General features: G+C 62.7%; 22 protein-coding genes. 20 read left to right on the top strand and 2 right to left on the bottom strand.

The window, feature by feature from the left end:
• Positions 1–347 precede the first annotated feature (347 nt).
• From AA309_RS28530 to AA309_RS28495, 8 genes are all read left to right on the top strand, one after another.
• Complete coding sequence (locus tag AA309_RS28530) at positions 348–758, top strand: MerR family transcriptional regulator (protein ID WP_047192403.1); 411 nt, start codon at positions 348–350, stop codon at positions 756–758.
• 484 nt (positions 759–1242) lie between these two features.
• Positions 1243–3036, top strand: a complete 1794-nt coding sequence (locus AA309_RS28525) for an acyl-CoA dehydrogenase C-terminal domain-containing protein (RefSeq protein WP_047192402.1) — start codon at positions 1243–1245, stop codon at positions 3034–3036.
• A gap of 27 nt (positions 3037–3063) precedes the next feature.
• On the top strand, positions 3064–4272 hold the full coding sequence (locus tag AA309_RS28520) for an acetyl-CoA C-acetyltransferase (RefSeq protein WP_047192401.1): 1209 nt from the start codon (positions 3064–3066) through the stop codon (positions 4270–4272).
• Positions 4273–4298: 26 nt separating this feature from the next.
• Entirely contained in the window at positions 4299–6506 is a 2208-nt protein-coding gene (locus tag AA309_RS28515; protein WP_047192400.1) for an FAD-dependent oxidoreductase, read from the top strand.
• 213 nt (positions 6507–6719) lie between these two features.
• Entirely contained in the window at positions 6720–7229 is a 510-nt protein-coding gene (locus tag AA309_RS28510; protein ID WP_047192399.1) for a DinB family protein, read from the top strand.
• A complete protein-coding gene (locus AA309_RS28505) occupies positions 7226–7774 on the top strand; it encodes an acyl-CoA thioesterase (RefSeq protein WP_047192398.1) in 549 nt (182 codons plus the stop codon). Before AA309_RS28510 ends, AA309_RS28505 begins: the two co-directional genes overlap by 4 nt.
• Before the next feature lie 54 nt (positions 7775–7828).
• Complete coding sequence (locus AA309_RS28500; RefSeq protein WP_047192397.1) at positions 7829–8452, top strand: 2-hydroxychromene-2-carboxylate isomerase; 624 nt, start codon at positions 7829–7831, stop codon at positions 8450–8452.
• Positions 8453–8459: 7 nt separating this feature from the next.
• Positions 8460–9167 (top strand): aspartate/glutamate racemase family protein, encoded by a 708-nt coding sequence (locus AA309_RS28495; protein WP_047192396.1) that lies wholly within the window; start codon positions 8460–8462, stop codon positions 9165–9167.
• Between the two features lie 127 nt (positions 9168–9294).
• Here AA309_RS28495 and AA309_RS28490 read toward each other — a convergent pair whose 3' ends face one another.
• A complete protein-coding gene (locus AA309_RS28490; protein ID WP_047192395.1) occupies positions 9295–12804 on the bottom strand; it encodes a hybrid sensor histidine kinase/response regulator in 3510 nt (1169 codons plus the stop codon).
• A 184-nt stretch (positions 12805–12988) separates the two neighbouring features.
• Between AA309_RS28490 and AA309_RS28485 the strand changes: the two genes are divergently transcribed.
• From AA309_RS28485 to AA309_RS28465, 5 genes are all read left to right on the top strand, one after another.
• Positions 12989–13423, top strand: a complete 435-nt coding sequence (locus tag AA309_RS28485) for a DoxX family protein (RefSeq protein WP_047192419.1) — start codon at positions 12989–12991, stop codon at positions 13421–13423.
• A gap of 11 nt (positions 13424–13434) precedes the next feature.
• The gene (locus tag AA309_RS28480) at positions 13435–13962 is read left to right on the top strand and encodes a VOC family protein (RefSeq protein ID WP_047192394.1); all 528 of its coding nucleotides are present in this window, start codon (positions 13435–13437) and stop codon (positions 13960–13962) included.
• Positions 13963–14020: 58 nt separating this feature from the next.
• Positions 14021–14455, top strand: a complete 435-nt coding sequence (gene mscL, locus AA309_RS28475; RefSeq protein WP_047192393.1) for a large conductance mechanosensitive channel protein MscL — start codon at positions 14021–14023, stop codon at positions 14453–14455.
• A 117-nt stretch (positions 14456–14572) separates the two neighbouring features.
• On the top strand, positions 14573–15775 hold the full coding sequence (locus AA309_RS28470; protein ID WP_047192418.1) for a pyridoxal phosphate-dependent aminotransferase: 1203 nt from the start codon (positions 14573–14575) through the stop codon (positions 15773–15775).
• 100 nt (positions 15776–15875) lie between these two features.
• Positions 15876–16949, top strand: a complete 1074-nt coding sequence (locus AA309_RS28465) for an AbrB family transcriptional regulator (protein ID WP_244470527.1) — start codon at positions 15876–15878, stop codon at positions 16947–16949.
• A gap of 3 nt (positions 16950–16952) precedes the next feature.
• Here the strand turns inward: AA309_RS28465 and AA309_RS28460 are convergent, their stop codons facing one another.
• Positions 16953–17840 carry a MurR/RpiR family transcriptional regulator gene (locus AA309_RS28460; RefSeq protein ID WP_244470526.1) on the bottom strand — a complete coding sequence of 296 codons (888 nt, stop codon included), beginning with the start codon at positions 17838–17840 and terminating at the stop codon, positions 16953–16955.
• Positions 17841–17966: 126 nt separating this feature from the next.
• On the opposite strand from AA309_RS28460, the gene AA309_RS28455 reads away from it, so the two are divergent.
• The 7 genes from AA309_RS28455 to AA309_RS28425 form a co-directional block, all read left to right on the top strand.
• Complete coding sequence (locus AA309_RS28455) at positions 17967–18755, top strand: N-formylglutamate amidohydrolase (RefSeq protein ID WP_052955064.1); 789 nt, start codon at positions 17967–17969, stop codon at positions 18753–18755.
• 64 nt (positions 18756–18819) lie between these two features.
• Positions 18820–20355, top strand: coding sequence for an amino acid permease (locus AA309_RS28450; RefSeq protein ID WP_047192415.1), 1536 nt, complete (start codon positions 18820–18822; stop codon positions 20353–20355).
• Positions 20356–20414: 59 nt separating this feature from the next.
• Positions 20415–21785: a glutamine synthetase family protein gene (locus AA309_RS28445; RefSeq protein ID WP_047192414.1), complete on the top strand. Its 1371-nt coding sequence runs from the start codon at positions 20415–20417 to the stop codon at positions 21783–21785.
• Between the two features lie 70 nt (positions 21786–21855).
• The gene (locus AA309_RS28440) at positions 21856–23247 is read left to right on the top strand and encodes an aldehyde dehydrogenase family protein (protein WP_047192413.1); all 1392 of its coding nucleotides are present in this window, start codon (positions 21856–21858) and stop codon (positions 23245–23247) included.
• An 11-nt stretch (positions 23248–23258) separates the two neighbouring features.
• Entirely contained in the window at positions 23259–24422 is a 1164-nt protein-coding gene (locus AA309_RS28435; RefSeq protein WP_047192391.1) for an iron-containing alcohol dehydrogenase, read from the top strand.
• A 94-nt stretch (positions 24423–24516) separates the two neighbouring features.
• Positions 24517–24864, top strand: coding sequence for a cupin domain-containing protein (locus AA309_RS28430; RefSeq protein ID WP_200902067.1), 348 nt, complete (start codon positions 24517–24519; stop codon positions 24862–24864).
• A gap of 177 nt (positions 24865–25041) precedes the next feature.
• Positions 25042–25391, top strand: a 350-nt coding sequence (locus tag AA309_RS28425) for a DUF1801 domain-containing protein (RefSeq protein WP_047192411.1), incomplete at its 3' end; no start/stop codon positions are given.

Genomic DNA, 25391 nt, shown 5'->3' with positions numbered 1-25391 from the left:
TGAACTCTCCCGGCTGGCTTCAGGCCCCCTACCTCTGCCAACCGAGACGGTCATGAACCTGGGATTGAAGGCGAATCACTTGGCCTTCAGGTCATCGAGCCGATGGCGCAGCTTTCGACGAACGTAGTAAAAAAGCCGTTAAGCGCTGGGGGTTAGCCCGAGAAGTCCCCTCCGAACGGGCAGTTTCCCCTTAGGTAATTTGCAAGAAAAACCACTCCCCATTGCTGAGGGAACGGCATGAGCTTTGGAGCACTTGCAACCAACATGTTATATGTTATATCATAACATTACGAAGAATGGTGCCGATGCACTGGATCAAAAGAACAAACAACTGACGGGGCAATTCGATGAGCCAAAATGCAACCGGTTCCAATCCTAGCGAAATGGGTGAGGGCACGAAGGCTTTCACGATCGGGGATCTCGCCCGCGAATTCGGCGTAACGCTGCGCACCCTGCGCTTCTACGAGGACCGTGGCCGTCTCTCTCCCCGCCGCGACGGCACCGCCCGTATCTACGATGCCCGCGACCGTGAGCGCCTCTCCGTCATCCTGAAGGGAAAGCAACTCGGCTTCACCCTCACCGAAATCCGCGCCATGCTGGCCGAGGAGCGTTCGGCGAACGGCCCCGCCATGAACCTCAAGCTCTCTCTCGATCAGGTCGAGGACCAGATCCGCCATCTTGAGCAGCAGAAGCTCGAGATCGAAGAGGCTCTCAAGGAACTCCGGGCGCGCCGCATCAGCTTGGCCGCCGCAGCCTAGAGCATTTTTCGGCGAAGTGGATCCGGTTCGCCGAAAAATGCGGCGCAGCAAAGAAGGGAGCTGTTTCCATGGGCATGGAAACAGCTCTAGAACCGGCACCTTCCTCAATCTCTTCTCGATGCGACCGGTGGCCGAGAGTGATGTCCGCCCGACGCCTCTGGGCGCATCCGCTTTAGAAGGCTCTCTTCCATGAGGGGCCCTGGTCGTCGCGGAAATCGAGGCGACCTCTAGAGCCGTTTCCACGCAAGCGGAAACGGCTCTCCTCATTGTTCTGCCGCATTTTCTGACGGCGAACCGGATCCACTTCGCCGGAAAATGCTCTGGGGCAGGAGGGGATTGGGCGTCCCCAACTTTCGTCTGTGTCGCACGAGATTTTGCGCCCTACCTCTTCCCAAGAGGGATAGATGGTTTATATGTGAACTATCTATGGGGTTGGCCGAGCGCCCTTCAGGGCTGCCGCCAGCCGATTTCGGAGGAAGAGCGAATGCCGGTTTACAAGGCCCCTGTCGAAGACGTCATGTTCCTCTTGAACGATGTCTTCCCCATCGAGCGCTACAACAATCTGCCCGGCTTTGCCGATGCAACGCCGGATGTGGTGGAGGCCATCCTCGCCGAGGGCGCCAAGCTCTGCGAAGAGGTGTTCGCGCCCCTCAACCTCACGGGCGACCAGGAGGGGTGCACCCGCAAGCCGGACGGCTCGGTGACCACGCCGAAGGGCTTCAGGCAAGCCTATGAGGCCTATGCCTCCGGCGGCTGGATGGGCCTGTCGGCGCCGGAGGAATTCGGCGGGCAGGGGCTGCCCTCCGTCCTCAATACCGTGATGCAGGAATTCATCTCCTCGGCGAACCTGGCGCTCGGCATGTATCCGGGGCTCACCCAAGGTGCCATTGCGGCGCTCCTGGTGCACGGTACCGAAGAGCAGAAGCGCACCTATCTGCCGAAGATGGTCGAGGGCGCGTGGACCGGCACCATGAACCTGACCGAACCCCATTGCGGCACGGATCTGGGCCTGCTCAAGACAAAGGCCGTTCCGAACGGCGACGGCTCCTATGCCATCTCCGGTACCAAGATCTTCATCTCCGCCGGCGAGCACGACATGGCGGAGAACATCGTCCATCTCGTTCTCGCACGCATCGAAGGCGCGCCTGCCGGCACCAAGGGCATCTCGCTCTTCGTCGTGCCGAAATTCCTCATCAACACGGATGGTTCGCTGGGCGAGAGGAACGGCGTGTCCTGCGGCTCGATCGAGCACAAGATGGGCATTCACGGCAACGCCACCTGCGTCATGAACTATGACGGGGCGAAGGGCTGGCTCGTGGGCGAGGAGAACCGCGGCCTGAACGCCATGTTCGTGATGATGAACGAGGCGCGTCTCGCGGTGGGCGTACAAGGGCTCTCGCAATCCGAAGTCGCCTATCAGAACGCCGTCGCCTATGCGAAGGATCGTCTGCAGGGCCGCTCGCTCAACGGACCGAAATTCCCGGACAAGCCCGCCGATCCGATCATCGTGCATCCGGACGTGCGCCGCACGCTTCTCTCCATCAAGTCCTTCAACGAGGCGGCGCGCGCGCTCATCGTCTGGACCGGGCTGAACAGCGACATCGCGCATCGCTCCTCGGATGAGGCGCAGCGCCAGACGGCCGAGGATTACATGGGGCTCATGACGCCGGTGGTGAAGGGAGTGCTCACCGATCTCGGCTTCGAGAACGCCGTGAAGGCGCAGCAGATGTTCGGCGGCCACGGCTATATCGAGGAATGGGGCATGTCGCAGTTCGTGCGCGATGCCCGTATCGCCATGATCTACGAGGGCGCCAACGGCATTCAGGCCATGGATCTCGTCGGTCGCAAGCTCGGCAAGGATGGCGGCCGCGCCATCATGGCCTTCTTCAGCGAGGTCGGCACCTTCTGCCAGGAAAACGCGAGCGACGAGAGCCTGAAGGGCTTCATCGCGCCACTGCAGCAGGGACTCGGCCATCTGCAGCAGGCCACCATGTGGTTCATGCAGAATGCGATGGCAAAGCCCGACAACGCGGGTGCCGGCGCGACCGACTACATGCACCTGTTCGGCACCGTTGCCATGGGCTACATGTGGGCCAAAATGGCGAAGGCCGCGCACGCCAGGAAAGCACAAGGCGATGGCGCCGCCGAGACGATGGACGCAAAGCTGCTGACGGGACGCTTCTTCATGGAGCGCATGATGCCGGAGACCGGCGTGCGCCTGGCCCGCATCTCGTCCGGTGCGGATGTCACCATGGCGATGCCGATGGAAGCTTTCTAAACGACACGAAGAACCTGGGAGGCCCTCATGGCCGAAGCATTTATCTATGACGCCGTTCGCACCCCGCGCGGGCGCGGCAAGCCGGATGGCTCACTCCACGAAGTGCCCGCGGTCGATCTCGCCGTCACGGCACTCGACGCCATCCGCAAGCGCAACGATCTCGATCCGATGCTGGTGGAAGACGTGGTGCTCGGCTGCGTCGATCCGGTCGGCGAGGCGGGCGGCGACATCGCGCGTGCAGCGGCCCTCAAGGCTGGCTTCGGCAAGGAAGTGCCCGGCGTGCAGATCAACCGCTTCTGCGCCTCGGGACTCGATGCGGTGAACCTCGCCGCAGCCCAGGTCATGTCCGGCATGAAGGACATCGCCATCGGCGGCGGTGTCGAATCCATGAGCCGCGTCGGCATGGGCGCGTCCGGCGGCGCATGGCCGGTCGATCCGGGCATCGCCATTTCCAACTACTTCCTGCCTCAGGGCATCTCGGCGGATCTCATCGCCACGAAATACGGCTTCACCCGCGATGACGTCGATGCCTATGCGGTCGAGTCGCAGAAGCGTGCCGCGAGGGCCTGGAACGAGGGGCGCTTTTCGAAGTCCGTCGTGCCGGTGAAGGACGTGAACGGTCTCACGATTCTGAACCGTGACGAGCACATGCGTCCGGGAACCGACATGCAGTCGCTGGGCCAGCTGAAAGCCGCCTTCGTGCAGATGGGCGAGATGGGCGGCTTCGATGCGGTGGCCATCGCAGCGCATCCGGATGTGGAGTTCATCGACCACGTGCATCATGCCGGCAACTCGTCTGGCATCGTGGACGGCGCGTCTGCCGTGCTCGTCGGCTCAAAAGAAGGCGGCACGAAGATGGGGTGTAAGCCCCGCGCGCGCCTGAAAGGTTTCGCCTCCATCGGCTCCGATCTCGCCCTCATGCTCACCGGGCCCATCGACGTGTCGGAGCTCGCGCTTAAAAAAGCGGGCATGACGAAGGACGACATCGATCTCTTCGAGATCAACGAGGCGTTCTCGGCCGTGGTGCTGCGCTATATGCAAGCGCTCGACCTCGATCCGGCGAAGGTCAACGTGAATGGCGGCGCGATCGCCATGGGCCATCCGCTCGGTGCCACCGGTGCCATGATCCTCGGCACGGTGCTCGACGAACTGGAGCGCACCAACAGGCAGACGGCATTGATCACGCTCTGCGTCGCCGCCGGCATGGGCACGGCTGCCATCATCGAGCGCGTTTAAAGAACAGCGGAGACGGGAGAACCCCCATGACGAACTTCACCAATTTCCGCTTCGAGGTCGATGCCGACGGCATTGCACTCGCGACCTGGGACATGAAGGACCGCTCCATGAACGTCATCACCCCGCAGGTGATGGACGAGCTGTCCCAGATCATCGAAAAGGTTGCCGGTGACGAAGCCATCAAGGGTTGCGTCATCACGTCCGGCAAGGAATCCTTCTCCGGCGGCGCGGACCTCACCATGCTCCAGTCCTCCAATGCGCAGTATCTGCGGGTTGCCAAGGAGAAGGGCGAGGAGGCAGCGACTGCGTTCCTCTTCGAAGAGTCGCGAAAACTCTCGCTGCTCTATCGTCGTTTGGAGACCTGCGGCAAGCCGTTCGCGATCGCGATCCATGGCGTATGTCTCGGCGGTGCCTTCGAGCTGGCGCTTGCCTGCCATTTCCGTGTTCTGTCGGACGTCGACTCCACCCGCGTCGGTCTGCCCGAGGTGAAGGTCGGCCTCTTCCCGGGCGCAGGCGGCACGCAGCGCGTGCCGCGTCTGATGCAGACCGGCGACGCATTGCAGATGCTCTTCAAGGGCGAGCAGCTCCGCCCGCTCATGGCCCGCAACATGGGCCTCGTCCATGCCGTCGCGCCGCGCGACCAGATCGTGCAGACGGCGAAGGACTGGATCAGACAAGGCGGTTCGGCCATCGCGCCGTGGGACCAGAAGGGCTACAAGCTGCCCTCGAACAAGGTCTATTCCGCCGCCGGCATGCAGATCTGGCCGCCGGCCAACGCCATCTATCGTCGCGAGACGCAGGACAATTACCCGGCGATCCGCGCGATCCTGGAAACGGTCTACCAGGGCCTGCAGCTGCCGATGGATCTTGCGCTGAAGGTGGAGTCGCGTTGGTTCGCCAAGATCCTGCGCTCGAAGGAAGCTGCGGCGATGATCCGCACGCTTTTCATCTCCATGCAGGACCTGAACAAGGGCGCACGCCGTCCGAAGGACGTGCCGCCGACGACCATCAGGAAGGTCGGCGTCATTGGCGCCGGATTCATGGGCGCGAGCGTGGCTTACGTCACCGCCAATGCGGGTCTCGAGGTCGTGCTGATCGACCGCGACACGGAGGCGGCGGAGAAGGGCAAGGCCCATTCGCACAAGCTCATGTCCGATCAGATCATGAAAGGCCGTGCCAAGACGGCCGATCGTGATGCTCTGCTCGGGCGCATCAGGGCAAGCGCCGATTACAGCGATCTTGCCGATTGCGATCTCGTGATCGAGGCCGTGTTCGAGGATCCGGCGGTGAAGGCCGAGGTGATCCAGAAGGTGGAAGCCGCGATCCGGCCGGATTGCATCTTCGCCTCCAACACCTCGACGCTGCCGATCACCGGCCTTGCCAAGAACTCCAGGAATGCAGGCCAGTTCATCGGCATCCACTTCTTCTCGCCGGTCGAGAAGATGATGCTGGTCGAGATCATCATGGGCAAGGAAACCGGCGACAAGGCGCTCGCCACTGCGCTCGACTATGTGCGCCTGATCAAGAAGACGCCCATCGTCGTCAACGACTCGCGCGGCTTCTTCGCCAACCGTTGCGTGCTGGCCTACATTCTCGAAGGCCATCTCATGTTCACGGAAGGCCTGCCCGCAGCGATGATCGAGCAGGCGGGCAAACAGGCCGGCATGCCGGTCGGTCCGCTCTCGCTGAACGATGAAGTCGGCGTCGATCTGGGGCTCAAGATCCTCAAGGCCACGAAGGCGCAGCTGGGCGAGGCCGCCATCGTGCCGCAGCAGGAGGAACTGCTGACAACCCTCGTGGAGAAGGAGGGCCGCCTCGGTCGCAAGAACCGGAAAGGGTTCTACGATTATCCGGAGAGTGGCCAGAAGCGTCTGTGGCCGGGTCTGAAGGATCTTCAGGCGAAGCATGTGGAGCCGGAGCTCGTCGACATGCAGGAGTTGAAGCAGCGCCTTCTCGTGACGCAGGCTCTCGAAGCCGCTCGCACCTTCGAGGAAGGTGTCGTCACCGATCCGCGCGAGGCGGATGTCGGCTCGATCCTCGGCTTCGGCTTCGCGCCTTATACGGGCGGTGCCTTGTCCTACATCGACTTCATGGGTGCGAAGACCTTTGTGGAGCTGTGCCAAAGGCTGCAGGCCAAGCATGGCGAGCGCTTTGCCCCGCCGAAGCTTCTCCTCGACATGGCCGCTTCCGGCGAGACCTTCTACGGTCGCGCCGCAGCGAAGAAGGCTGCTTGAGCGTCATGGCTCCTCGTCATCCCCGGCCTTGTGCCGGGGATCCACGTCTTGGGGCACGTCTTGGGGAGCCCTGCACCAAAAAGACGTGGATGCCCGCGACAAGCGCGGGCATGACGGAGGGATGGCCATGACCGACGGGATGGACAAGGCTATCTTGACCGATGCTTCGCAGCATCGCATGACGCGAAAGACGGACATGAAGGAGCCTTCGCCATGAAGCCGCACTTTGCCATGATGGCGGCCTACAATGCCTGGTGCAACGAGCGCATCTATGAGGCGGCCGCGCAGCTGTCGGATGAGGATTACCGCGCAGATCGCGGAGCGTTCTTCAAGTCGCTGCACGGCACGTTGAACCACATCCTCGTGGCTGACCGCATCTGGCTGAAACGCTTCACGGGCGAGGGAGAGGTCGCGAACCGGCTCGATGCCATTCTGTTCGAGAGCCTGTCCGATCTTAAGGAGGCGCGCCGGAAGGAAGACGAACGGATCGTGGCCTATGTCGATGGCTTGTCCGCGGCCGATCTCGTAGGAAGGATCCGCTATCGGACGATGTCGAGCCCGACCGACATCGAACAGCCTCTGGCTCCGGCGCTCATGCACTTCTTCAATCACCAGACCCATCATCGCGGCCAGGCCCATTGCCTGCTGACCAGCTTCGGTCTCGATGCGCCGTCTCTCGACCTCATCGCATTTCAGCGCATCAGCGGAATGGGCATGACATGAATCTGTGGCTGCGCGTTCTCCATCTCATCATCACTTCGTTCTTCAGAGCAAAGCTCGATCCGGTGAAGGACGTCTCGAGCCTCGCATTTCGCGTGTGGCCGCACGATCTCGACACGTCGCTGCATATGAACAACGGGCGCTACTGGACCCTCATGGATCTGGGCCGCACGGACATCATGATTCGCTCGCGCCTGTGGCGCCCGATCCTCAAGCACGGCTGGGTTCCGGTTGTGAACGGGGGACAGATCCGTTTTCGGCGCGAGATGCGGCTGTTCCAGCCCTTCACCCTGGAGACGCGCATTCTCACCTGGTCCGAGGGTCATGTGGTGATGGAGCATCGGCTGGTCTCGAAGGCCAGGGATGGAAGCCCGGTTCTCAATGCCATCGCGCTGGTCAGGGCGGGCCTCTACGACCGCAAGGAGCGCCGCTTTGTTCCCATGGACCGCCTCCTGTCGGAAATCGGCCTGCAGGCGGAGCCTCCTCTGGCTGCGCCCGAGGTCGAGGCATTTCTTCATGCAGAAGAGACGTTGAAGAGAGCGGCGTGATGGTTCAAGGTTAGGCCCATCTTCCTCTGGCCTGAATCGTGAAGCTTGGAACCCATGCCTCGTGTCATCGACTATTATTTCTCGCTCGTAAGCCCCTGGGCCTATATCGGTCATGCTCCCTTCATGGATATCGTGCAGCGGTACGGGGCTGAGGTGAACTTCAAACCCGTGTTTCTGGGCCGCGTCTTCTCCGAGACCGGCGGTTTGCCGCTGCCTCAGCGCCACCCTGCCCGGCAGCGCTATCGCCTTGTCGAGCTCCAGCGCTGGCGCGAAAAGCGTGGGCTGTCCTTCTCCATCACTCCGAAGCATTGGCCCTTCGATGTGAACCTGGCCGATCGCTACGTGATCGCGATCACGACCACGGGCAAGAGCCCCGATGCCTTCCTGCGCCGCGCCTTTGCGGCCGTGTGGGAGGAGGAGCGCAATCTCGCCGACCCGCTCGTTCTCACCGAGCTCGCGGAACAGGCGGGCCTCGATTCCTCCGCCTTGATGGACATCGCCACCGGCAGCACCACGGAGGCGATCTACGCGCTCAATCTCGAGAACGCGGTGGCGGCGGACGTCTTTGGCTCTCCGTCTTACGTGCTCGACGGCGAGGTGTTCTGGGGCCAGGATCGCCTTGATCTGCTCGATGATGCGCTGAGCAGTGGCCGCGCGCCCTACAGGCCTGCCGTCTGAGGCTTCCATGCAGCAGAAGAAGACCATCGGGCTCATCGGCGGGATGAGCTGGGAAAGCTCGGCCGAGTATTACCGCATCATCAACCAGGAAATGCTGCGGCGCCTGGGCGGCGTACATTCGGCACGCAGCCTCATGTGGTCCGTCGATTTCGACGAGATCAAGCAGCTCCAGCATGCGGGCGAGTGGGACAGGCTCGCCGAGGTCATGAAGGATGCGGCTCTTCACCTGGAGCGGGGAGGGGCCGACTTCATCGTGCTGTGCACCAACACGATGCATCGTTTGGCCGATGCAATCACGTCCTCGGTCAGCATCCCGCTGCTCCACATCGCCGATCCTACCGCCGAGAAGATCACCGCTGCTGGCATCCGGCGCGTGGGCCTGCTCGGCACGGCCTTCACCATGGAGCAGGACTTTTACAAGGGCCGCCTGCAGAGGCAGCATGGTCTCGATGTGATCGTGCCCGACGCGGACGACAGGCAGGCCGTGCATGACGTGATCTACAAAGAGCTCGTTCTGGGCAGGATCAATCCGGAATCCAAGAAGGCCTATCGGGCCATCATCGCGCGCCTGGTCGAGAAGGGAGCGCAAGCCGTCATTCTCGGCTGCACGGAGATCATGCTGCTGGTATCGGAAGAAGACAGCGCTGTGCCCCTCTTCGACACCACGACCATCCACGCGATTGCTGCGGTCGATCACGCCTTGAAGCCTGATTGATACGCTCGCCATGGCCGTCCCCGGACTTGATCCGGGGATCAGTCCCGGCCGTCTCGATCCAAAGAGTGCTGTGCTTTCATTCATCGAGATCACCGGCACGAGGCCGGTGATGACGGTGCGTTGGTGTTTACTCCGCGGCCACCCGCGTAGCACGCCATTGCGTGAGCAGCGCGCGCAGGGCTGCGGGCTTCAAGGGCTTGTTCAGCACGTGCACGTTCATGGCGGCGGCGGCATCCCGCACGACGGGCGTGCGGTCGGCGGTCACGAGAATGGCAGGCGTGTCAACTTGCGTTTTCCAGCGCAGAGCCTTGATGAGTTCGAGGCCATCCGTGTCGTCGAGGTGGTAATCGGCGATGATCACCTCAGGCAGACCCCTGTGGGTCCGGAGGACCTGATGGGCCGTGTCGAGATCGGAGGCCGTCCACACGTCGCAGCCCCAGCCCGACAGCAGCAGGCGCATGCCCTCAAGAATGGCCGGCTCGTTGTCGATCACGAGCACGCGCAGTCCTGAGAGAACGGTCAGCGGAGCCTTCGGCGGCTCGGGTGCCGCAATGGTTTCAGGCAGAGCCGCGACCACGGGCACCTCGACACGGAAGACCGAGCCGCGCCCCACCTCCGATTTGAGGGTGACCGGATGCTTCAGCACGCGCCCGAGGCGCTCCACGATGGAGAGACCAAGTCCGAGGCCTCGCGCGGCCTTCGCACCCTGGTCGAGGCGCTGGAACTCGCGGAAGACGATTCTCTGCTTCGAGGGCGGAATGCCGAGCCCCGTATCCCACACCTCCAGGATAAGGTGAGAGCCGCGATGGCGAGCGCCAACGAGAACGCGGCCTGCCGGCGTGTACTTGATCGCGTTGGACACAAGGTTCTGCAGGAGACGGCGCAGCAGGCGACGATCGGAACGCACGGTGAGCGAGGAGGGCACGAAGATGAGCTTCAAGCCCTTCGCCTTCGCAATCGGGTCGAACTCGCGCTGCAGCTGGCGGAGCAACTCGTCCATGCGGAAGCTCGACCATTGCGGCTTCATCGCGCCTGTATCGAGGCGCGAGATGTCGAGAATGGCCGTGAGGATTTCCTCAACCGCATCGAGCGAGGCGTCGATGTTCTCGGCAAGCGTCGCATCGCCAGCCTCGCGATCGCGCTCCACAAGCGATGTCGCATAGAGGCGCGCCGCGTTGAGCGGCTGCAGAATGTCGTGGGATGCGGCGGCGAGGAAGCGCGTCTTGGAAATATTCGCTTCATCCGCTTCCGCCTTCGCGCTGCGGAGCGCCTCGTTGAGGCGCGTCAGTTCCTCCGTACGCTCGCGCACGCGCTGCTCGAGCGTCTCGTTCGCGCGGCGGCTTTCTTCCTCCGCCAGAACGGCCTCGGTCACATCCGTATAGGTCGTCACGTGGCCACCATCCGGCAGCAGGTTCGAACGGATCTCGATGACTTTGCCGGACGGATAGAGTTTGAGGCGCACCGGCTCCACATCATGCTGGAACGAGTGCAGGCGCGCGGCCACCTGATCGTCGATCCGGCCCGGACCGTAGGAGCCGCGTGCGGCGTTGTAGCGAACGATGCGGTCCATGCCGATGCCCACCTGCACGAAGTTGGGCGGCATGTCGTAGAGATCGATGAAAGCCTGATTCCAGGCGAGCAGCCGCAGGTCTCGGTCGATCACGGTGATGCCCTGCTTGGCATAGTTGAGGGCATGCTGAAGCAGATCGCGGCTATGCTGAATGGCGGCGGACGCGTCGTCGAGCAGCTTGAGGGCCGCTTCCGTCGAAACGGTGCGGCGACGCAGCAGAAGCGACAGCGCCAGACGCGAAGAGGCCGTGCCGATGGCGGAGGCCAGCAGATGCTCCGCGTAGCGCAGAAGGTGAATATCGGCTTCAGCGCGCGGCTCCAGATTCTGTCCGCGGCTGTGGCTGAAGCCCTCGAAGGAGCGGGTCGTGCGTTCTTCGCCCAGATAGCGGGAAACGGTGGCGCGCAACTCGTCGACGGTCACACTGGCGCGGAAGAGACGGAAGCTCGGCGCAACGGAGGTGTGCGGCTCTCCGACGAAGACATTCGCCTGGATCTGCTCCATCGCCGTGGCGGGACGCCAGAGCGAGAAGCCGATATAGCAGAGAATGTTGAGGGAGAGACTCCAGACGACGCCGTGCGTGAGCTGAGGCAGGTCGACACCGAAGAGTGCGGTGGGTTTAAGAGCTTCGATGCCGAAGGGACCGGAGACCACCACGTCGGACCAGAACACGCCATCCCAGACGAGGCTCGGCAGCAGAAGCGTATAGAGCCAGGTGAGGAAGCCCACGATGAGGCCGACGCTGGCTCCGAGCGCGGTGCCGCGCGACCAGATGAGGCCGCCGATAAAGACAGGCGCAACCTGCGCGACGGCAGCGAACGAGAGAAGGCCGATGGCTGCGAGCGCAGCCTCGCCGGAAGCGCGATAATAGGCATAGCCCAGCAGGATCACCAGCACGATGGAGATGCGCCGCACGGCGATGACGAAGCTGCCCGGATCCACGCCGGCAAAGGCGCGGCGGCGCAGGACGATGGGCATGACGAGGTGGTTGGAGATCATCACCGCGATGGCCACGGAGTCGACGATGACCATGGCTGTCGCAGCAGAGAACCCGCCGAGGAAGGTCAGCACGGCAATCGTGCCGGCCTGATCGGCCAGCGGCAGGGCCAGCACGGTCATGTCGCGATCAATCCCATCGCCTGGAAAAGTGGCCATGCCGGCAAGCGCGATCGGAATAACGAACAGATTGATGAGGACGAGATAGAGCGGGAACATCCAGGCGGCCCGCTTCAGATCCCGGAGGGAGTGGTTCTCCACCACTGTCACGTGGAATTGGCGGGGTAGCAGCAGGGTGGCGATGCTCGAGAGAAGAATAAGGGTAATGAAGCTGCCGAAGCCTGAAGTCCGCTCAAGCAGACTATCCGTGGTGCCTTGAGCGATGAGACGCTCCACGATGCTGTCATAGCCGTCGAACATCACGAAGGTCACGTAGCCCCCGACCACCAGGAAGGCGACGAGCTTCACGATGGACTCGACCGAAATCGCCATGATGAGGCCGTCCTGGTGCTCGGTGGCATCCGGATGGCGCGTGCCGAAGGCGACTGCGAAGCCTGCAAGGACAAGGGCGACGATGAGCGCGAGATCGCCGATGAAGGGCAGATCCGGCGGTGGCATGCCGTTGGCCTTCGTCAGGAACACGTCGAGGGAGGACGAGACCGCCTTCAGCTGAAGCGCGATGTAGGGAACGGAGCCTACGAGCGCGATCAGGCTGACGATGGCGGCGACGGGCTCGCTCTTGCCGTAGCGGGCAGCGACGAAGTCGGCGATGGAGGAGATGTTCTGCGTCTTGGCAACCTGGATCACACGCCGGACGAGGGCGTGTCCCAAGGTGATGACCAGGATCGGGCCGATATAGATGGCGAGAAAATCGAAGCCCGAGCGGCTGGCCAGCCCTACGGAGCCGAAGAAGGTCCAGGAGGTGCAATAGACCGCAAGCGCCAGCGAGGCGATGGTGGAGCGCCATGGCCCCTGGACGAAGCGCCTGCCGGCATCGTCGCCCCAATACGCAACCGTGAATAGGAAGCAGAGATAAACCAGCGCCGATAAGACAACCGCCCAGGTGGCGACCATATGCTCAAAACCCTTAAACTCCCAGCTGGAACCAGCTTTACTCTCTGGAGAGGGCAAGCGCCACTGGCAGGAGGGCGAGGGGAGAGGATCTCACTCTATCAGGGTGAATTGATATTCTGTGGCATGGATTATCATCCTGTCGGGATGAGGTCATATGGAACTCATCGAGTTTCAGGAGATCCCCATGATCGATACCCGCACTGCTCCCTACGCCGCGCTCATACTGCGCGTGACCCTAGGCGCTCTCTTCCTGGCCCATGCCGGCCTGAAGATCTTCGTCTTCACCCCTGCCGGAACGGCTCAGTTCTTCGGCAGCCTCGGCTTGCCCGGGTTCCTCGCCTATGTGGTGATCCTAGCCGAGGTTATCGGCGGTGTTGCCCTGATCGCCGGCTTCTACGCCCGCTGGGTGGCTTTGGCCCTCGTTCCGATCCTGCTCGGCGCCATCTTCACGGTGCATGGCCCGGCCGGCTTCTTCTTCTCCAACCCGAAGGGCGGCTGGGAATTCCTGGCGTTCTGGATCGTGGCGCTGCTGGCGCAGGCTCTCTTGGGTGAGGGCGCTTATGCGCTCAAGACGGGATCGTCGAAGGCTGCTCCTGCGTTGTCCGTTCGCTCGGCTTGAGTGAAACGGCCATGATCAAACCCATCTCCAATGAGGCCGCCGGACTTTCGGCGGCTCGTCCCATCGATCCGGGCGTCCGGATCGGCCATGTCCACCTCAAGGTGGCGGATCTCGAGCGCTCGCTCGCCTTCTATTGCGGTGTGCTCGGCTTCCAGTTGATGCAGCGCTACGGCCGGCAGGCCGCCTTCGTCGCGGCGGGCGGCTATCACCACCATATCGGCCTCAATACCTGGGAGAGCCAAGGCGGTTCCCCGCCGCCTCCCGGCACGACGGGCCTCTATCACGTGGCGATCCTCTATCCCACGCGGGCGGCTCTGGCCGATGCTCTCCATCGTCTGATCGAGGCGCGCATTCCGTTGCAGGGCGCGAGCGACCACGGTGTGAGCGAGGCGCTTTACCTGAGCGATCCGGATGGCAACGGCATCGAGCTCTATGTCGACCGTCCCGAGGACCAGTGGCCGCGCACGCCGGATGGCGAGCTCCAGATGGTCACCCGTCACCTGGACGTTCACGGCCTTCTTGCCGCCCGCGAGGCTTGACGATATTCCTCGACCGGGCACCTTTACGCTTGTCGACCAAGCTCAAGGAGGTCCGGTCATGTGGAACGAGTTCAAGCAATTCGCCCTGCGCGGCAATGTGGTCGATCTTGCCATCGGCATCATCATCGGCGCAGCCTTCGGCAAGATCGTGGATTCCCTCGTCGGCGACGTCTTCATGCCGATCATCGGGGCCGTCACCGGCGGCCTCGACTTCTCGAACTACTTCACGGCGCTCTCGGGCAATGTCACGGCGCAGTCGCTGGAGGAAGCCAAGAAGCAGGGCGCGGTGCTCGGCTGGGGCAACTTCATTACGGTTGCGATCAACTTCCTCATCATCGCGTGGATCCTGTTCCTCCTCGTCAAAGGCATGAATCGCCTGCGCCGCGCCGAGGATGCCAAGACCGGCACGGCAGAGAAGCCGCCGGAGATCCCGGCGGATGTGAAGCTTCTCACCGAAATCCGCGATCTCTTGAAGACCGGTCGTACGGTGTGATCCATCACCCGTTTCGATGGAACTCTTAGCTTCTTGTCATGGGTGCGGTCTGAAGGCTTGCCTTCGGCAGGTGGACAGGTCATCCCTGTTCACCCGTTTGGCAAGGACCTCCGTGTGATGAACGCATCCGTCTCGATTCCCTCGACCTTCAACCTGCGCGCGGAAGCCCTGCAGGCTCCCACCAGCGGCATCGTCGATGTGTTCTCCTATGGAAGGAATAAGCCCGGCATCATCCCGCTCTGGGTGGGCGAGGGCGATTTGTCGACGCCTTCTTTCATCTGCGACGCGGCAACGCGCTCGCTGCAGGACGGCGAGACCTTCTACACCTATCAGCGCGGCATCCCGGATCTGCGCCAGGCGATCGCGCGCTATCACGAGAGGGTCTATCGCAAGACCTTCGATCCGGAGCGTTTCTTCGTCACCTCAGGCGGGATGCCTGCGATGCAGATTGCGTTTCGCATGGTGTGCGGCAATGGTGACGAGGTGCTGATCCCCACGCCCGCATGGCCGAATTTCGCCGGCGCCATCACCATCGCCGGCGCGCGTCCCGTCGCCGTTCCCATGAACATCGACGCAAAAGGCTGGCATCTCGATTTCGAGCGGCTGGAAAAATCGATCACGCCGCGCACCCGCGCCGTCGTGTTGAACTCCCCCTCCAACCCCACCGGTTGGACCGCAAGCCATGACGATCTGCGCGCCGTGCTCGACATGGCGCGCAAGCATGGATTGTGGATCGTGGCAGACGAGATCTATGGGCGCTTCATCCACGATCCGGCGCTCACCGTTGACGGGCGCGCGCCGTCCTTCCGCGACGTGATGGAGCCGGAGGATCGCATTCTCTTCATCCAGACCTTCTCGAAGAACTGGGCGATGACCGGATGGCGTCTCGGCTGGCTCGAAGCGCCGCCTGTCATGGGCCAGGTGATCGAGAACCTCGTTCAGTATCAGACCTCCGGCACGCCCACCTTCATCCAGCGCGCGGGCGTTGCGGCCATCGAGCAGGGCGAGGATTTCCTGGCCGACCAGATCGTCAAGGCCAAGCGCGGGCGCGAGATCGTCAAGAAGCTGGCGGAGACGGGCCTCGTGGAACTGCCGCCGCCGAACGGCGCCTTCTACGCTTTCCTGAAGATCAAGGGCGCGAAGAGCTCCAAAGGCATCGCTTTCCGCCTCATCGACGAAGCGAATGTGGGCCTTGCACCAGGCAACGCCTTCGGCGATGCGGGCGAGGGCTATTTGCGCCTTTGCTACTTGCGCAGGGCGGAGGATCTGGAGGAGGCGGTCAAGCGCATCCATGCCGCCCTGCCGCGGCTGATCGCGTGAGGCGCAGAGCCGATAGCCTATCCTCCGTTGCATACCCCGCCAGCAAATCCATAGGTTGACCCCGCCGCGCATGGCGGTCATTGAGTGAGCAGAGCCTCTGGTGGGCTCTGCTTCATTTCTGGATATGCGTCTCATTCTTGCTCACGTCGCTCAGATCCTGATCGCGGGTCTCGGCGGTCTCGTCTTTTATTGGCTCGGCGTTCCGGCGGCATGGCTGTCGGGCTCTGCCATTGCGGCTGCGTTGTGGGGGCTCTCGGGATGGGCGGTACCCATGCCGCGCGCGCTTGCCGATGCCGCCATGCTCGTCTCAGGCGCAGCCATGGGAGCAGCTGTAACCCCTGCTGCCATTGACGCCATCGGGCGCTATCCAGGCAGCCTAATGCTTCTGGTGATCGGGGTCCTGGCAATTTCGCTCGCCTCCACCTTTTGGCTCACGCGCATCTCCGGCTGGCGCAAGGCCGATGCTTTGCTGGCGTCCGTACCCGGCGCGCTCTCGACGGTGCTCGCCGTCGCTGCGGATCGGAAGGCGGATGTGCCGTCCGTCGCCATCGTGCAGAACCTGCGTCTCTTCGTGCTCATCGCGCTTCTCCCCAGCGTGGTTGTGGCCACGGGGGGAGGAGGCAATACGAACGCGTTGATCGGGCAGGGCATGCCGGTCGAAAGCCCAGGCGGCTTGGCCTTCGTCCTGCTCGGCGGCCTTACCCTGGGACTCGTGCTCCAGGGCTTGAAAGTGGCGGCACCCATCCTGTTGGGCGCAACCGTCGTCAGCTCGGTCAGTCACGGCACCGAACTCGTGACCGGGGTCATCCCGCCGGTGATTGCCACCGGAGGTCTTGTGTTGATCGGCCTCTTCATCGCCGAGCGTTTTCGCAACATTCAGCGCTCGACCTTGAGGCGAGCCCTCGTTGCGGCTTTAGGCTCCTTCTCCGTTGGCATGGGGGTTGCAGTGATCTTCGCAGCCCTCGCAACGTGGCTTGCCGGTGTGAGCTTCGCCAACAGCCTCGTTGCCTTCGCGCCTGGAGGTCTCGAGGCCATGACCGTGCTCGCTCTCGTCCTTGGTCTCGATCCGCTCTATGTCGGCATCCACCATCTCGTCCGCTTTCTCGGCATCGGCCTGGTTCTGCCTTTCGCCGTGGGCTGGCTGCAGCGTGGAAAACTGGCTGACGCCGAGTAATCCTCACGGCTTCTCGTTGCGCAGCCGCTCCACCGCTTCCATGCGCGGCTTCGCCGTCTCCCACAAACGCTTTGTCACAGCGGCAACGAGCGCCTCGGTGATGAGCAGGAGACCTGTCGACGAGTCCCAGTTCGAGGGCGCCACGATGTGGGCAGGCAGCACGTGGCGGGCGACGCGCGCGATGGGCGAGATCCAGGGGTCCGTGAGCAGAACGACCGTCGCTCCCTGCTTCGCCGCCGTTTCGCAAAGCGCAGTCACGTCCTCCTGATAACGGCGGATGTCGAAGGCGACGATCACGTCCTTCTTGCCGATCTCGATCATCCGATCGCGCCAGAGAGCTGGCTGACCTTCAATGAAATCCACTTGGCTGCGCACGATGCGGAAATGGCTTTCAGCGTAGCGCGCGAGCGCGCCGGTGAAGCGTCCGCCCGTGAAGTGGATGTGGCGGCGGGGGTCGCTTAAAAGTTCCACCACCGCGTCGAACTCGGCAGGCGCGATGTTTTCCACCGTTGCGCGCAGATTGCCGATCACCGCCTCGGCGAAAGAAGCGAGCGCCGGGGCGCCCTGGCTCTTGTCCAAGGGGCTGGCCTTGGCAAGGGGGGAGAGGAGCTGCGCCTCGAGCTCTTCGCGCAGATGCTTCTGGAAATCCGGAAAGCCGCTGAAGCCCAGCCTCGTCACGAAGCGCAGAACCGACGGAGCGGAGATCCCGGCGCGGGTGGCGAATTCCGCCACCGTATCGAGGCCGGCAAAGGGGTAATGGCTGAGCAGCAGGTGTGCGGCCCGCTTCTCGCTGGGCGTGAATGAATCCATGTCGAGGCGGATGCGCTCGGCCAGGCTTGGCGGATCGACAGGAGGGATCATGCTGTCATTTTTCATGTTGGAATGTTTCATCCCCCCTCCTTGACGGCTTCCAAAAGCTGTACCAAAAATTTCAATTAAGAAAAATCTGTAAGAAACGTACCAAGCGTTCAATCGAGAGCTTTTCAACCTGCATCCTGCAGGCGAACGGAGGACCGCATGGCGCATGCGAGTCGGATGGCAACCGGCCAGGAACCCGCCACCCAGGTGGCGGAGCCGGTTGCTCTCGTCGAGAACCCCCAAGGGCGCTCATCCATCCTGCTCATTTGCGAACACGCCTCCAGGCAGCTTCCAGACCGTTACGGCACGCTCGGCCTGACCCCCGAGCAGCTCGAAAGCCACATTGCATGGGACCCCGGCGCGCTTGGGGTCGCCAAGGAGCTTTCCCGGCTTCTCGACGCGCCGCTGATCTATGCCACCGTCTCGCGCCTCGTGCTCGATCTCAACCGCGATCCGTCCGCTCCGGATTCCATCTGGACCTTGAGCGAACGCACCACCATCCCCGCCAACCAGAACCTCGATCCGGCCGAGCGCGCCTATCGCGTGCGCGAGGTGTACGAGGCATTCCACGGGACGGTTGACGGCGTCATCGAGCCGCGCGTGAAGGCGGGGCAGACGCGCAGCGTCGTCTCCATCCATTCGTTCACGCCGGTCTACCGGGACGTGCAGCGTCCCTGGCATATCGGCCTCATCCACGATCACGACGCGCGTTTTGCGAAAAGCGTCGAAGCCGGATTGCGCAAGGATCCGGCCCTGAATGTGGGCATGAACGAACCCTATTCGCCGGCGGACCGGGTGTTCCACACCCTCGAGCGCCACGCCGAGAGGCGCGGGCTTGCGCCGCTGATGATCGAAATCCGCAATGATCTGATCCGCACGGAAGACGGACAGGCATCGTGGGCTCACCGTCTTGCGCCGCTTTTGAGGGAGGGCGCGCAGACGCTTTGACGACAGCCATGGCGCATGAGGTGCCATGGTCAAAGGGGACAGATTATTCGTGGAGGACGAGTCGATGTCAGTCGGACAAGGAAATCCTGGGGTTCACGCCCCGCCTGCCGGGGTGCAAGGCGCTGCCGGCATTACCTACACCACCGTGGATGAAAGCTACTTCGAGGCCCGGCGTCTCAGACGTCATGCGCGTGTGTGGTCGCTTTGGGCGCTCGGCGTCGGAGCCGTGATTTCGGGTCATTACTCGGGCTGGAATCTAGGCCTCGTCAATGGCTTCGGCTCCATGTTCTTCGCCACGATCATCATCGCCATCATGTATCTGGGCCTGACCTTCTCCATTGCGGAGATGTCTCCGGCCCTGCCGCATACGGGCGGTGCGTACTCGTTCGCACGCACCTCGATGGGTCCGTGGGCGGGATACATCACGGGCATCGCCGAGAACATCGAGTTCGTGCTGACACCGGCGGTGATCGTTTTCTTCATCGGCTCATATCTGTCGGCGATCTTCGGCACGGCGCCGGAATTCCAACCGGTCTACTGGGTCCTGTGTTACGCCTTGTTCGTGGGGCTCAACGTCGTCGGCGTCGAGCTCTCGTTCAAGGTGACCGTCGCGGTGACCCTGCTGGCACTGGCGTGCCTCGTCGTCTTCTACGTATCCGTTCTGCTCTCGGGCCAGTTCGACTTTTCGCGCTGGGCGTTGAACATCGGACCTGACGGCGCCGAATTGCCGAATGGCGGCGGACCGTTCCTGCCGATGGGCATCGGCGGCATCTTCGCCACCATGCCGTTTGCCGTGTGGCTCTTCCTTGCCATCGAGCAGCTGCCTTTGGCCGCGGAAGAATCGCACGATCCGCAGCGCGACATGCCCAAGGGCATCATCGCGGGCATCCTGACGCTGATCGTCTCCGCCTTCTGCGTGGTCTTCCTGAACTCGGGGATTGCGCCGGGTGCGTTCGGCATTGCGAAGTCGGGCGAGCCGCTGCTCGATGGCTTCCGGACGCTCTTCGGCACGGATATCGCGAAGATCCTGGCAGCTGTCGCCGTGATCGGCCTCATCGCCTCGTTCCACACGATCATCTTCGCCTTCGGACGGCAGATCTACTCGCTTTCGCGAGCCGGCTACTTCCCGTCCTTCCTGTCGGTCACGCACGGCACGCGCAAGTCGCCGCATATCGCGCTCATCACGGGTGCGCTGCTCGGCCTGGCGGTGATGCTGATCATCTGGTTCGTCAGGGGTTCGGAAGCCGGTGCGACCGTCATCGGCGGCACGCTGCTCAACATGGCAGTCGCAGGCGCGATGCTGGCCTACTTCATGCAGGGCATGTCCTATATCGTGCTCAAGAAGAAGTTCCCGCATCTCGCCCGGCCCTACAAGAGCCCGTTCGGCATCGCAGGTGCCGTCGTCTGCATGGTGATCGCAGCCATCACCTTGTACTTCCAGTTCACGGATCCTGTCTTCCAGACGGCCGTCATCGGCGTTGCGATCTACTATGCGGTCATGATGGCCTACTTCCTGGTTCATGGACGCCACAAGCTCATCCTCTCGCCGGAGGAGGAGTTCGCCGTGTCCAAGGGCGAGGCCGAGTACAAGTCCTACTGATGCGATCGGGGGCGCGCATCCTGCGCGCTCCCTTTTCTTTTCTCGTTGGGGTTTCGAGCATGACCGCTCCCACAATCAAGAACGCTGCCGACGCAATCGAATACGTGCGCAGCCGCGACCTGCCTTTCGTGAAGATCGGCCTCACCGATGTCGACGGCATCATGCGCGGCAAGTACATGGCTCGCGACAAATTCGAATCCGCCCTCGAGAAGGGGTTCGGTTTCTGCGACGTGGTGCTGGGCTGGGACTCCAATGATCAGCTTTATGACAACACCACGCTGACCGGATGGCATACGGCTTATCCCGATGCGACCGCGCGCATTCTGCCGCAGACCATGCGTCTCATCCCCTTCGAGAACGACCTGCCTTTCTTCCTGGCGGAATTCGAGGGTTATGCCGAACCGGCTTGCCCGCGCGGCGTGCTGCGGCGCGTGTTGAAGAAGGCGGAAGACATGGGCTTTGCCGTGTCGGCGGCGGCCGAGTTCGAGTTCTTCCTCTTCGAGGAAACGCCGCACTCCGTGCGCGAGAAGGACTACAGGAACCTCAAGAACATCACGCCGGGCTTCTTCGGCTATTCGGTGCTGCGCTCGGGCGTGCACGCGGATTTCTACCACGAGCTGCTCGATCTCGCGAACAGGATGGATTTCGAGATCGAGGGCCTGCACACGGAAACGGGCCCCGGTGTGCTTGAAGCCGCGATCCGTGTCGACGATGCACTGAAGGCAGCCGACAAGGCAGTGCTGTTCAAGACCTACACGAAGATCCTCGCGCAGCGTCGCGGCTGGATGGCCACCTTCATGGCCAAGTGGTCGCGCGACTGGCCCGGGCAGTCCGGTCACCTGCACTCATCGCTGCGCCACCTCGACACCGGCAAGGGCGCGTTCCATGACCCGAACGGCAAACACAACATGTCGGAGACCATGCGCTGGTATGTGGGCGGACAGCAGAAGCTGATGCCCGAGATCCTCGCCATGGTGGCTTGCACGGTGAACAGCTACACTCGCCTCATTCCAGGCTTCTGGGCTCCGACGGATTCCGCCTGGGGTGTGGAGAACCGCACCACGGCGCTGCGCGTCATCCCCGGCTCCGAGAAGTCGCAGCGCGTGGAGTATCGGGTCGCTGCCGCCGACATCAATCCGTATATCGCCCTTGCCGCCGCCATCGGCTCCGGCCTCTGGGGCATTGAGAACCGCGTCGATCCTGGCGAACCGATTGAAGGAAACGCCTATGCCGTGGAGCATCCGAAGGAGCGGGCTTTGCCGCGCTCCCTCGGCGAGGCCGCCGAGCGCCTGAAGGGCTCCAAGGCTGCGCGAGAACTCTTCGGAGACACTTTCGTCGACCATTACGCGGCCACCCGCGAATGGGAGGAGAGGGAGGCACGCAAGGCCATTACCGATTGGCAGCTCGCCCGCTACTTCGAAATCATCTAAGAGACTTTAGGACCCAAACCAGGAGCGGACGATGGTCCTCACCGGACCGTCGTCATTCAAATGTAAGATCATGGCTGATACCGATATCGTCTGTATTTCCCCCATCGACGGCCGCGAGCTCGTCCGCCGGCCGATCATGTCCGATGCCGCCATCGATGCGGCGATCACGGCCGCCCGCGAAGCGCAAGTTGCGTGGCGGCACGTGCCTCTCTCCGAGCGCGCGAGCAAGGTGTCGGCCTTCCTTGATGCGCTGCTCGCCATGAACCAGGAGGTCGTGCCGGAGATCGCCCAGATGATGGGCCGCCCGGTACGCTATGGCGGCGAGTTCCGCGGCGTCGAGGAACGCGCGCGCTACATGATCCGCATTGCGGAGAAGAGTCTGCAGAACATTCCCGCGGATGACGAGAAGGCGGGCTTCCGTCGCATGATCAAGCGCGAGCCCGTGGGCCTCGTGCTCGTGATCGCGCCCTGGAATTATCCTTATCTGACTGCCATCAACACCATCGTGCCCGCGCTCATGGCCGGCAACGCAGTGCTGTTGAAGCATGCCTCGCAGACGGTGCTCGCGGGCGAGCGCTTCCAGATGGCGATGGATCGCGCTGGGCTCCCGAAAGGCCTGTTCCAGAACATGCATCTGAGCCACGACCAGACGAGCCGCATTCTTGGCGGCGGCCTCGTCGATCACTGCAACTTCACCGGCTCCGTCGGCGGCGGCCGTTCGATCGAGCGCGCGGCGGCAGGCTCCTTCACCTCGCTCGGCCTCGAACTCGGCGGCAAGGACCCGGCCTATGTGCGCGAGGATGCGAATATCGACCACGCCATCGAGAACCTGGTCGACGGTGCCTTCTTCAACTCAGGGCAATGCTGCTGCGGTATCGAGCGCATCTATGTGCACGAGAAGCACTATGACCGCTTTGTGGACGGCGCGGTCGATCTCGTGAACAAATACGTGCTCGGCAATCCGCTGGAGGAGGCGACGACGCTCGGTCCGATGGCGCATAGGCGCTTTGCAGACATCGTGCGCCAGCAGAACGCGGAAGCGATGGCGAAGGGTGCAAAGGCTCACATTGACGCCAGGCGTTTTGCGGCTGATGTCGGCAACACGGCCTATCTCGCGCCGCAGGTGCTCACAGGAGTCGATCACTCCATGAGCGTCATGCGCGAGGAGAGCTTCGGCCCCACCGTCGGCATCATGAAGGTGAAGGGTGACGAGGAGGCGATCCGCCTCATGAACGACTCGGCTTATGGTCTCTCCGCTGCCATCTGGACTTCGGATGTCGATGCGGCCGAAGCCATCGGCGAGAAGCTCGAGACCGGCACCGTGTTCATGAATCGCTGCGACTATCTCGATCCCGCTCTCGCCTGGACCGGCGTGAAGGATACGGGCCGCGGCGCGAGCCTGTCGCGCCTCGCCTACGAGTCGCTCACCCGTCCGAAATCCTACCATCTCCGTCAGATCTGATTGAAAGCATCATGACCACGTCTCCCCGCTCCAACTGGAATTATCCCACCGCCGTCCGTTTCGGCGCAGGCCGCATTTCGGAACTGGCCGAGGCCTGCAAGGCGGTCGGCATGTCCTCGCCGCTCATCGTCACGGATCCGTTCCTCGCCACTCAAGCCATGACGAAAGCTGCGCTCGACCAGCTCATCAGTGCTGGTTTCAAGGCTGCGATCTTCTCGGACGTCAAGCCGAACCCGGTCGAGACGAACGTCTACAAGGGCCTCGAAGTGCTTCGGGGCGGCAAGCACGACGGCGTCGTCGCTTTCGGCGGCGGCTCGGCTCTCGATGCGGGCAAGGTCATCGCCTTCATGGCGGGCCAGACCCGTCCCATGTGGGACTTCGAGGATATCGGCGATTGGTGGACCCGTGCGGATCCTTCAGGAATCCTGCCGATCATCGCCGTGCCGACGACCGCCGGCACAGGCTCGGAAGTGGGCCGCGCCGGCGTCATCACGCAGGAAGCAACCCACACCAAGAAGGTGATCTTCCACCCGCTCATGATGCCGAAGATCGTGATCTGCGATCCGGAACTCACAATCGGCATGCCGCCCCACATCACGGCGGGCACGGGTCTCGATGCGCTCGCACATTGCATCGAGGCTTATTGCGCGCCCGGCTATCACCCGATGGCCGACGGCATCGCGGTCGAAGGCATTCGTCTCGTGAAGGAGTACCTGCCGCGCGCCTACAAGGACGGCAAGGACATCGAAGCGCGCGCACAGCTGATGTCGGCCGCCGCCATGGGCGCCACCGCGTTCCAGAAGGGCCTTGGCGCGATCCATGCGCTGTCGCACCCGACCGGTGCGCTCTACGACACGCATCACGGCCTCACCAACGCCGTCTTCATGCCTTACGTTCTGGTCTATAACCGCAAGGCCATCGAGACGAAGATCGAGCGTCTTGCCGCCTATATCGGCCTAGAGCCGTCGTTCCAGGCCTTCCTCGATTGGGTTCTGCAACTGCGCAAGGACCTCGGCGTGCCGCACACGCTGGAGGGCCTGAAAGTCGACAGCGCGCGTTTCGACGAGATGTCCGACATGGCGCCCAACGATCCCACTGCCGGCGGCAACCCGGTGCCGATCACCAAGGAGAGCGCCCGCAAGCTCTTCGAGGATGCGCTGGCCGGACGGCTTTGATCGTCGCTCTCAATAGCCTCAGCCGCGGAAAGGCGGCGCGTCCGGTTTGGTGACGCGCCGTTTCTCCATTTGGCCTTATCATGGAGAATGCACCGTGGAAAAAGGTTCAGGCAGCGATATTCAGGTCATGCTCGCCGAGGCAGCGGCGCACCTTTCAGCAGAGAGCCCGTTCAAGACGTTCTTCGAGCAGGGCCAGGAAATCACGATCGAACTCTATGCGCCTGTCGGCACCGACAAGCAGCAGCCGCATGAGCGGGATGAGCTTTACATCATCGCGTCAGGACACGGCACCTTCAGCCGCGGCAAGGAGTTTGTCACGTTCGAAGCCGGCGATCTTCTGTATGTGCCGGCTTATGTCCCGCATCGCTTCGAGACATTCTCGGAGGACTTCAAGACCTGGGTGATCTTCTACGGTCCAAAGCGTGCTAGGCCTTACTTGTAAAGTTGCATAGCGTATCCGCTCTATCCTTCTGCTCCTGAACGGGGGGCGATGTACCCGAAATCGAGACGAGACCCGACGTGATGAGCTGGTTCGACATCGAAGACCCCGATGGAAGCGAGATGCGTTGGTAGCCGGTTCCGACCAGCGATCCTCAAGTGACGGCGAGTGACAACAACCGTGAAGAAAGCGACAGCAACCATGAAGAAGAGGACGAGCGGCTCGAAGGAAGGACCAGGAGGAGACTCTCCCTCTCAGCTGATCGATGCGAGAATCCAGGAGCTGGGTGATTGGCGGGGCGAGATGCTCGCTCGGATCCGAATGCTCATCAGGCAGGCCGCCCCTGAAGTGGTCGAGGAGTGGAAGTGGAGAGGGGTTCCGGTGTGGTCGCAGGCCGGGATGATCTGCACCGGCGAGACGTACAGGAATGTCGTGAAGATGACCTTCGCCAAGGGCGCCTCATTGGAGGACCCTTCAGGCCTCTTCAACTCCAGCCTCGAAGGCAGCACCAGGCGTGCCATCGATTTCCA

It is taken from the genome of Microvirga vignae, assembly GCF_001017175.1.
Taxonomy (GTDB): domain Bacteria; phylum Pseudomonadota; class Alphaproteobacteria; order Rhizobiales; family Beijerinckiaceae; genus Microvirga; species Microvirga vignae.
The sequence above is the reverse complement of the archived record's forward strand: the minus strand, read 5'-3'. Positions and strand labels throughout refer to the sequence as shown.